At 42.4% G+C, this 9,027-nt stretch carries 6 protein-coding genes; 5 read left to right on the plus strand and 1 reads right to left on the minus strand.

What is annotated here, in order from left to right:
* Positions 1 to 77 precede the first annotated feature (77 nt).
* The 5 genes from F6J99_RS23910 (at position 78) to F6J99_RS23930 (ending at position 8,832) form a co-directional block, all read left to right on the plus strand.
* Positions 78 to 5,084, plus strand: coding sequence for a toxin TcdB middle/C-terminal domain-containing protein (locus F6J99_RS23910; protein ID WP_293115956.1), 5,007 nt, complete (start codon positions 78 to 80; stop codon positions 5,082 to 5,084).
* A 137-nt stretch (positions 5,085 to 5,221) separates the two neighbouring features.
* Positions 5,222 to 5,452, plus strand: a complete 231-nt coding sequence (locus F6J99_RS23915) for a hypothetical protein (protein WP_293115958.1) — start codon at positions 5,222 to 5,224, stop codon at positions 5,450 to 5,452.
* 200 nt (positions 5,453 to 5,652) lie between these two features.
* Positions 5,653 to 5,895, plus strand: a complete 243-nt coding sequence (locus tag F6J99_RS23920) for a type II toxin-antitoxin system Phd/YefM family antitoxin (protein WP_293115960.1) — start codon at positions 5,653 to 5,655, stop codon at positions 5,893 to 5,895.
* A complete protein-coding gene (locus F6J99_RS23925) occupies positions 5,892 to 6,278 on the plus strand; it encodes a type II toxin-antitoxin system VapC family toxin (RefSeq protein ID WP_293115962.1) in 387 nt (128 codons plus the stop codon). The genes F6J99_RS23920 and F6J99_RS23925 overlap by 4 nt, the downstream gene beginning before the upstream one ends.
* A gap of 250 nt (positions 6,279 to 6,528) precedes the next feature.
* Complete coding sequence (locus F6J99_RS23930) at positions 6,529 to 8,832, plus strand: Tc toxin subunit A (RefSeq protein ID WP_293115964.1); 2,304 nt, start codon at positions 6,529 to 6,531, stop codon at positions 8,830 to 8,832.
* On the opposite strand, the gene F6J99_RS23935 is transcribed toward F6J99_RS23930, so the two are convergent.
* Positions 8,816 to 9,027, minus strand: a 212-nt coding sequence (locus F6J99_RS23935) for a hypothetical protein (protein ID WP_293115966.1), incomplete at its 5' end; no start/stop codon positions are given. The two genes, F6J99_RS23930 and F6J99_RS23935, sit on opposite strands and share 17 nt — an antisense overlap.

Raw genomic sequence — 9,027 nt, forward strand, 5'->3', positions numbered from 1 at the left:
CCCCAGGATTGGGGGATTTAGGGGGCAAAAATCTGATCGGGGAGAAAAATGTATCTAGCCCCCCTAGCCCCCCAACTTTGGGGGGAACAGGATTTCAAAGTCCCCCAGGATTGGGGGATTTAGGGGGCAAAAATCTGATCGGGGAGAAAAATGTATCTAGCCCCCCTAGCCCCCCAACTTTGGGGGGAACAGGATTTCAAAGTCCCCCAGGATTGGGGGATTTAGGGGGCAAAAATCTCAGAGGGGAGAAAAATGTATCTAGCCCCCCTAGCCCCCCAACTTTGGGGGGAACAGGATTTCAAAGTCCCCCAGGATTGGGGGATTTAGGGGGCAAAAATCTCAGAGGGGATGGGAAAGATTTTTATGTGCCGCCCATATTAACTAAAACTTGGTATCATACCGGAGCTTGGCAGCGTTATGGTTCTTTGTCTCGCCAGTATGAAAAGGAGTATTTCCAGGGGGATAGTCAAGCTTATCAGTTCCCGGATAGTATCTTTGCAGATTTGCATGGGGAAGTTGATGCAGAAACCAGTCGTCAAGCGTACTGGACGTTAAAAGGAATGGTGCTGAGGGAAGAGGTTTATGGTTTAGATGGTTCTGACTTGGAAGATAAACCCTATGCTGTGACTGAAACGAATTATCACGTCAAGTTATTGCAACCGAAGGGGGATAATAAGTATGGAGTTTATTTTGTTGAGCCTAGGGAGACCTTAAGCTATCAGTATGAACGTAATGCTGATGATCCGCGCATTAGTCATCAGTTTGTTTTGAAGGTGGATGACTATGGGAATGTGCTTCGTTCTTGTACGGTGGCTTATGGTAGGAGACAACCCACCCCTAACCTACCCACCCCTAACCCCTCCGAGGAGGGGAATCAGGAGGGGAATGTAAGACCTGAACAACTGAGTTTGAAGGTAATAAGTGAGGATAATCGGTTTATTAATATCACGGGAGAAGATATTAATTTACTAGGCGTTCCTCTAGAAAATAAGAGTTATGAAATTACTAATATTACTTTAAAGCCAGGTGAGCAATATTTTAGTTTCGCTGAAGTTGATGATTATTTAGAGCAGGTTTTAGATTCTGATGCTTCTCGGCTATTGACTTGGCAACGTCATTATTATTGGTCGCCGGAACAGGAGAAATCACTGCCATGGGGAGAAGTTAGTCCGGAAGCTTTGCCCTATCAAACTGAAGTTGCTGAATTTGATCGGGAACAGGTTCAAGAAGCATTTAACAGTGCCTTAAATCAAGACCAATTGAAAAATTTACTTTCTACTGAAGGGGGATATCAGCTTAAGGATAATTATTGGTGGAATCCAGGATTAACCCAAACTTATAATAGTGCAGACAAATTCTTTTTACCGAAAGCGACAATCGACCCCTTTGGTAATGCTACTACTTATGACTATGACGCTTATAATTTGCTGACCGTAAAGGTGACGGATGCTTTAAGTAATGAGATGGTGGTGGAAAAGGTCGATTATCAGACGCTTCAAACCCAGCGAATCCGGGATATTAATCAAAATATTTCTGAGGTGCTGTTTGACCCCATGGGGATGGTAGTTGTCACCTCTTTTTATGGAACTGAAAATGGGGAGTCTCAGGGTTTTGAACCACTGGAAGACTATCAAATTAAGGAGTTGCCTAACTTAGAAGAATTGATGGCGAATCCCCAGGATTATTTACAGGGTGCTGCTAGCTATTTTTATTACGATTTGTTTGCCTGGAAAGAAAATAATGTTCCGGTTCATGCAGTTAATTTAATTGCGGAAGATTATCCTAATAATGGTAATGCTCGAATCCTAACCAATATTTCCTATAGTGATGGGTTTGGTAGGGAGTTACAAAGTAAGGTAAAAGCCGATGCTGGCACTGCATTTTTTGTTAAAGCTGATGGTAGTATCGAGACAGAAGTAAGTAGCGATCGCTGGTTAACGTCTGGTCGCAAGGTTTATAACAATAAGGGTAATCCCGTTAAGCAATATGAGCCTTATTATCTCAATACCTATGAATATGTAAACAACGAAATTCTCAATCAGTTTGGGGTATCTGATACGCTATATTATGACCCCCTAGAACGAGTAATTCGCACGGAAACTGCTAAAGGATTTTTCAGTAAAGTTGAATTTACACCTTGGGGAGAACGCTACTTCGATGAGAATGATACTATCAAGGATTCGCCTTACTACAAAGCGAACAATCCCAGTCAACCCGATCCCTCTTCTCCCTATTACAATTCCAATTTGACGGCTCAAGAACGCGCTGCCTTGACAAAAGCTGCGGTTTTCTACCATACGCCAGAGGAAAAAATACTCGATAACTTGGGTCGGATAATTCAGGATATTCAACAGAAAGAGGATGTAACTAAGCTGATTACCCATTATGAATGGGATATTCAGGGAAATCAACTCTCCAGTGCCGACCCCCGACTCTCTGCATCAGGCAAAGAAAATTTCCGTATGACCTATACCATGAATGGCGTTGTGCTGAAGACTGTCAGCGTGGATGCGGGGACTGATTGGGTTTTGCACAATGTGGTGGGCAATTCTATTTATGGTAGAGATTCCCGCAATTTTGAGATGACCACCGAATACGATGCCCTACACCGCCCAGTTGCGGTTCGCGTTCAGGGGGGCGATGGTGCTACGCCATTGAATCAGATTGTTGAACGCACGTTCTATGGAGATAGTTTGGATGCAAGGGGGAACCCTGTTGTCTCCCAGCCAGAACAACAGAATCTGCGGGGTCAAGTGTACCGCCACTTTGACGAGGCGGGAATGATAACCAGTGAGGCATACAACATACTGGGACTGCCTCTGGTGACTCACCAGCAATTGAATCACAATTATCAGCAGACAGTGAACTGGAGCGATATTTCTGCTGAAACTCTGAGAGAAACCCTGGAATCAGACAATTACGTCACTCAGTCCCAATATGATGCTTTGGGGCGCATCACAGTAACGATCAATCCTGATAGCAGTGTGTATCAACCCACTTATCATCTATCGGGGTGGTTAAATCAGATTCGGATGGATGGGGAAGTTTATGTGCAGAGTATTGATTATAATCCCAAAGGGCAGCGTCAAACTATCGTCTATGGCAATGGAGTGACAACTCGCTACGCATACGAAACCACTACCTTTCGCCTGACTCAAATTCTGACAATCAGAGAAAGTGATTCTAAAAGGCTGCAAGATTTGAATTACACCTATGACGCGGTGGGCAATATTACCCACATTACCGATAAAGCGCAGGAACTCGTCTTCAATGCCAATCAACAGGTGAACCCCGAGTCCGAGTATACCTACGATGCGCTGTATCGGTTGATTAAGGCAACAGGTAGGGAACATCCGGCACTGTCACCCCAGAATGCACAACGGGGCGGTTTTGACGATAATTGGGTGTTGCCCATACAGCCGACTAATAACGGGCAGGCACTACAAAACTATATGCGCCGCTTCTCCTATGACGATGGGGGGAATTTATACCGCATTCAGCACCACGGGGCTAAAGATCGGACGCGCAACCTTACGGTGTCAGATAGTTCTAATCGGGCAGTTGACAGCGAATTGACAGAAAAGCCAGAGGAGGTAAGTTCGTATTTTGATGGTAATGGCAATCAGACGCGGATGTTGGGGTTGAAAGGCATTGCCTGGGACTATCGGAACAATATGTCTAGGGTGACGGTGATTGAACGTCAAAATACTCCTTCTGATCGAGAATATTACGTTTATGACAGTACGGGAAAGCGCGTCCGCAAGGTGAGGGAAAGCTATGGGAATGGTGGTGCGGTTGCTCGCATTGAAGAGACAATCTATTTAGGGATGCTGGAGATTAAGCGCATCAGTCAAGGTGGCATGGTGGTGGAGGAACGGCATTCAATAAGGGTAATGGATGATCAAACTGCGGTGGCGACGCGAATTGTTTGGACAGAAGGAACGCCACCTAATGGGACGAAAAATCCGCAGATTCGCTATCAGTTAGATAACCATTTGGGTTCAGCAACAATGGAAATAGATGTAGAGGGGCAAATTATCAGCTATGAGGAATATTTTCCCTATGGGGGGACGGCTTTGGTGGCGGGGCGCAGTTTAAGTGAGGTGAAACTGAAGCAGTACCGCTATTCAGGAAAGGAACGGGATAGTGTGACGGGATTTTATTATTATGGGGCGAGGTATTATGTCCCTTGGTTGGGAAGGTGGTTGAAGCCTGATCCGGCGGGGACGGTGGATGGGTTGAATTTATATGGGTTTGTGGGGGGGAATCCGATTCGTTATGCTGATGCGCGGGGATTAGTAAAAGCTAAAAAAGCAGCAGTGACTAAAGCGCCAGCTAAAAAAGCTAAAAAAGCAGCAGTGACTAAAGCTCCAGCTAAAAAAGCAGCAGTGACTAAAGCGCCAGCGACTAAAGTGGCAGCGACTAATAAATTTGATTGGGTTATTAAGCCTTCTGAGAATGTTTTAGTTGAAGATATAAATTTGCAAGCCTTAGTCGATCACTATGGTCAACCAACTACAGAAGTCGTGAAAACATACTCCGATTTAGCAAACCAAATCAAATATGATATTGGTTCAGATAGAAAAGGCATCTTGAGTCTTAATACAACCAAAGATCTATATGAATTATTTCGAGCAAGTAAGCCACTTCATTTCAATTATAATCCGATTTTAGGAAATTTCTGGAAACAATCATTAGATGAATATACAGGCTCCAAGCAAATGATTCCTCTTTACAGCACAATGCGCTCAAAAGCAACAGAGGAATTTAAGAATATTTCGCTTCATAATACTAACTTAAACTCTTTTCTAAAAGAAGCAAGTGGACGTCCAGCAGAAATTCATCATTTGATTTTCAAAGCAGTAATTCCAGACTATGCAAATCAAATAACTAATTTGATGCTTACTCAAAGAAGCAAACGTGAAAAAGAGTTTGGGCCTGGGCAACACGAACTAATGCATATGGTCGCCACAGGAAATCATAAAGATAAATTCAACAAGCTTCTACCTCAATTTATAGAGGCATACAAAGATTGGCTTAAACAGGAAGGAACTCTCAGTTTTATTGTTTCACTTAATAAGTAAGACAGTGCAACGCACCTAAATCAAACCCAACCCACCCCCCAACCCCTCCCAGGGAGCTAGGAGAGGAGCCAGGAGGGGAATTAAGCCAGATATTACCAAATTAGAACAATTCAATTAACAAAAACCAGGAAACTAAAATGTCAACTATAAACATATCAGACGATCGCCTTAATACCTTCTACAAGCAAAACCCCGATTTTGATATCCTTCAATTTAATTTTCGCAATGGGGAAGCTGACAATTTAAACTGGGACAACTTAGATCGGGAAACAATTTTAGCTCTTGTAGGGTGCGTTAACGACAGTGTAACGCACCGAAATCAAACCAAAATTAAGCCAGACATCACTAAATCAGAACAATTCAATTAACAAAAACGAGGAAAGTAAAATGTCAACTATAAAAATATCAGATCCCAATCTTGATCGCTTCTAAAGTGCGATCGCGTAGCGTGGCCTACGGCCAATCGCCTGATCTTGTAGGTTGGGTTAAGGAAAAGAAATCCAACAAATAAACTATTTCCTCTAAAATGTTATACTTAGTATAGTTTATTCAAGTAAGTATAAAGAAGATGGAAGTAATCAATATTGACCAAGCCAAAACACAACTTTCGCAACTTTTAGTCCGAGTGCAACAGGGAGAAAAGATCGTCATTGCCAATCGAGGCAAACCAGTGGCATTATTGAGTCAGTATCAAGAATCTCAACTCTCAAAGCGTCTTCCAGGACGTTTACGTGGTCAATTTACTGTACCTGATGATTTCAACCAACCTGACAAAGATTTGATTCGCTTATTTGAAGGAGAAGAAGATTGAGATTATTACTGGATACTCACTGTTGGTTGTGGTGGTTAGTTGAACCAGAAAGATTGAGCAAAACAGCCCAAGAAGCGATTATTGCCTTCGATAACGAACTTTTGTTATCTGTAGCTAGTATCTGGGAAATCGGCATTAAATACAAAGCGAGCAAGTTAAAATTACCCCAAACACCAGAAATTATTATTCCTCAACAAATGCAAATGGACGGAATAAATACTTTGTCTATTACAGCATCTCATGCACTCAAAGCTGCTGCTCTTCCTCTGCATCATAAAGATCCTTTTGATCGGATGTTAATTGCTCAAACTCAATTGGAAAAAATTGTAATCTTGACTAATGATATTGCTTTTACTTACTACGATGTCGATACTTTGTGGTGAAGTGCGATCTCTGATCTTGTAGGTTGGGTTGAGGAATGAAACCCAACACATTCCTCCCTTGTCTTATCAATCGAAGGATCGGAGTGCGATCGCGTAGCGTGGCCTACGGCCAATCGCCCATCTTGTAGGGTGCGTTAACGACAGTGTAACGCACCGAAATCAAACCCAAACCCAACCCTTCCCAGGAGGGGAATTAAGCCAGACATCACCAAATCCAAACAATTCAATTAACAAAAACCAGGAAAATAAAATGTCAACTATAAAAATATCAGACAATAACCTCAATTCCTTCTACAATCAAAACCCCGATTTTGATATCCTTCAATTTAATTTTCGCAATGGTCAAGCCGACAAATTAAACTGGGACAACTTAGAGCGAGAAACAATTCTAGAACTATTAAAAAAATACCAGCGACTATTGCGACTGAACCCAGATCCGGAAATTGCCAAAGCCTTATTGAACCAATCGACACAACCCCGTGAGGGTGAGGTGCTTTCCAGTGAAGAGCTGGACTCTGCTCATGCGATCGCTGCCATTCCTGAGACCGAGTTTATTCAAGATTATAGTGAAATATTAAGTGTAAATGGTGAACAAGATGGTGAGCAAGTTGCTCTAACAATCCACCAAAATGCCACCGCTGTCAAAGCCCAAACAGCACTCCTGTGGGCAAATGTCCACCATCAAGTGGCTTCACCCCACACTCGTGCTATGGGCGTTAATAACGTCGGTAGTGACATTCACAAATTCGAGGACTTCCCCAGCTATCAAGAATTATTCGGTACTCTCAACTACTGCGAATGCGAACACTGTCGCTCCATCTTCAGTCCCGCTGCCTATTTTGTTGATTTGATGCGGATTGTCGATCGCTACATTACACAACCCAATAAAGACAAAATTCCAGCAAATTTCCAATTAGAAAACCGTCGCCCCGATTTAGCTGAAATCGAATTAACCTGTGAAAAGACCAATCACCAAATACCTTATCTCCAAATTGTTAACGAAAGATTGACATATTTGGTCAATACCCTACTGCAGCGCGATCCAGACACTGTCCCTTTTCGCGCATTAGCAGAACAAAATTATCCTTTTAACCTTCCATTTAACTTACCTCTGACTCAGATTCGGACGTATCTGGCTCAACTGAAGACCAGTTTGTTTGATATTTACAGCGTCTTTGGTGTGGACGAAAAAGAGGTGGCTAGGGAGTATTTAGAGCTTTCCCATCAAGAGTATCAATTAATCACCACTTCCTCCGCCCAGGATTCTCAAGCTTTAGGGAAATCTTATGGGGTAGATAACTTAACGAATACTGAAATTGATAAGTTAAAGAATGTTGACAACTTTCTAGCTCGAACAGGACTTACATTAGACGAATTAAACCAACTCCTTTACCAAAACCTGAGTAAACCAGAAATTGAGGCAGGAATGTGCCATCAGTTTTTCATTAACCGGGGTTTGGGCAATAATGATTACCTCCAGATTTCACCTGATTCTAATGAAATTACTCACCTGAATAGTGACACCCTAGATCGCATTAATCGTTTTGTCCGTTTAGCTAAAAAACTTAATTGGTCTTTTGCCGATTTAGATTGGGTTCTCAGAGCGATTAGTAATGATAATCCGAAAATTGACGATGATTCCAACACAATCATAAAAATTGCCAAAATTAAGCAAATCGCCGAAAAATATAAACTTAAATTAGATGTAGTTTGTAGTTTTTGGCACGATATTAAAACTAGCGGTGTGGGAGATAACGAACCTTCTCAGGCGCTTTTCGACATTGTTTTTAACCACCACTACCTTCTTGGCGGACAAGAGCCTTATCATCCGGATTATAAAGATTTAAGTGGAAATTATTTGAATCCACTCTATCAAGAGACTCCGTTAACTTGGAAAGTTGGGCAAAACAACGAGACAGCAACGAACGCCAGCAGAGTTGCTGCTGGATTACGAATCAGTTTGGATGAATTGAAAGCCCTGAGAATAGCCTTTTTTAGTAATAGCAATAGTGAGGAAGAGATAGACTTAACAGTTCAAAACTTATCTGTCTTTTATCGCCATGCTCAACTGGCTACCATAGCAAAATTACCCATTGAACAGTACCTCATTCTTTTGCGCTTAATCAACAAACAAATTCAAATATTTGCTGTTGAGGATGTTGTTGAAATATTAGACATGGTGGTGTGGCTAAGAAAGTCAGGCTTTCATGTCTATGAATTAGATTACATTTTAAACGGAACAGAAAGTAAATATGTAGGTAAATGGGATAAGGAAGAAGATATTCAACGATTTTTAGAATCCTTACAGACAATAAAAATCGATCGACACAAAGCAGATGAACTGCTTGAAGAGTTAAAGACTATCGTGGACAATTCAACTTCATCATCAGATACACAATATCTACTAAGCACTCTATGGGAAAATGTGATGGGCTTTATAGGCCGAACAATAGTCTTACCTGATAGTGTCGAAAAAGAGATTAAAGACTCTTTCAAAGAAATTGAAAAACAAAATCCTCAAGGAGAAGATACAGATCCTATATATCTCCGATGATGAGCACGAGTTGTTCGGCTGCCCGCGAGGCCAACTCGAACTGGTCGATTTCGAGCGCCGCTTCGAGCACGCGCTCGTAGGCTTCTTGTGCGGCGTCGAGTCGGCCGAGCCGTTCTTGGACGCGTCCGTCCCAAAGCCGTAGCTCGTTGTGCAACGGGGGATGATGAAGATCGCGGGCCCCTTCATTGGCCTCGC

The sequence above is a fragment of the Moorena sp. SIO4G3 genome (assembly GCF_010692305.1).
Classification (GTDB): domain Bacteria; phylum Cyanobacteriota; class Cyanobacteriia; order Cyanobacteriales; family Coleofasciculaceae; genus Moorena; species Moorena producens_A.